Raw genomic sequence first — 1,156 nt, forward strand, 5'->3', positions numbered from 1 at the left:
CCTGTGTGCCAACCGTCCCGACCTACGTCAACCTCATCAGCCAGGACAACGATTGGCATTCGCTGCGACTCGGCTTGGCCGGGCAGACGCAACTCACCGCGCGACTCAGCCTTTCTGGTGACGTGGCGTTCCTCTTCACGCGGCTCGACGGCAAAGATCAGCACCACATGCGCCCCAAGATCAAGCTAATTCCCGAAGACGGCGATGGGCATGGCGTCCAGCTCGAGGCGGTGTTGAACTACAAGGTCACGGATTTGTTCAACATCGGCGTCGGCGCCCGCTACTGGGCCGTGGCGAATAACGGCACCGCTCATTTCGAAGAGGCAATGGGCGGTCGTGGTTCCCCGCAGGCCGACGATTGGAAGGCAAAGCGCTACGGCGTGTTCGTGCAGGCTAGCATCAAGTTCAACTGAGAGAGCAAGAACCGGGGAGAGCGGCGATGCCACTCCAGCTCATTACGATCATTGGATCAGCAGAAGGAAGTTTTCCGAAGAGTTCTGCAGGCGTGCGCAAAGTCGCCAGACAAAGTTCTCTCGGTCCATAGTGTACGTGCCGTCACGCCCGTTCTCGACATGGTTGAATGATACGTCCCGCGCGATAGATCAAAGTCGTTCTTCATTGGTTTTCCGGAAATCGCGGGAGCACAGCGTGCTGTGACCCTCGGCTGCTGGTTTTCTGTCAACGCGCAGATGAGGGAGAATGAGCGTACAGCAAAAGTCATCAGTGCTGTCGCTTTCGCCAAAGCCCGCCGCAGCTAAACGGGGCCCCACGTCCGGTAGCGCCCCCTGCCGGTCACCTCACGGATGCCGAGTTCGGCACCAGCCCGAGCGCAGCGCGCTGGCTAATTTTCAGCTCGGCCGCGACCAGACCTGCCGACACCAGCGGCCGCGCCAGCACCAGCTCGATCAGCGCCGGCAGGCTCGAGTTTTTGCGCCGGTTCCTGAGCCGGCGCTCCATCTGGCTTTTGGCCAGCGCCTGGATGATTGCAAGGCTGAAACAGTCGATGGAACGCCCCTCCAGCGAAGCCGAACCGGACGAGGCGCGCGCGCCAGGTCCTTCGGCTGCCATCGGCACGCTGGGTTTAAGTGCTTGGGGTGACACGGCGTGATCTCCGCCGTTGGCGGGAACAGGGCAGTGCAATAGTACTGCCCTGTTC

Annotated in this window: 1 protein-coding gene and 1 pseudogene; one reads left to right on the top strand and one right to left on the bottom strand. The window is 61.1% G+C overall.

The window, feature by feature from the left end:
* A pseudogene (locus EN780_RS39205) lies at positions 1-413 on the top strand (hypothetical protein); the annotation flags it as partial.
* A 379-nt stretch (positions 414-792) separates the two neighbouring features.
* Here the strand turns inward: EN780_RS39205 and EN780_RS41640 are convergent.
* The coding region (locus EN780_RS41640; protein WP_348631292.1) for a helix-turn-helix domain-containing protein at positions 793-1,156 on the bottom strand (364 nt) is incomplete at its 5' end.

Source organism: Mesorhizobium sp. M4B.F.Ca.ET.089.01.1.1 (assembly GCF_004022605.1).
GTDB lineage: Bacteria > Pseudomonadota > Alphaproteobacteria > Rhizobiales > Rhizobiaceae > Mesorhizobium > Mesorhizobium abyssinicae.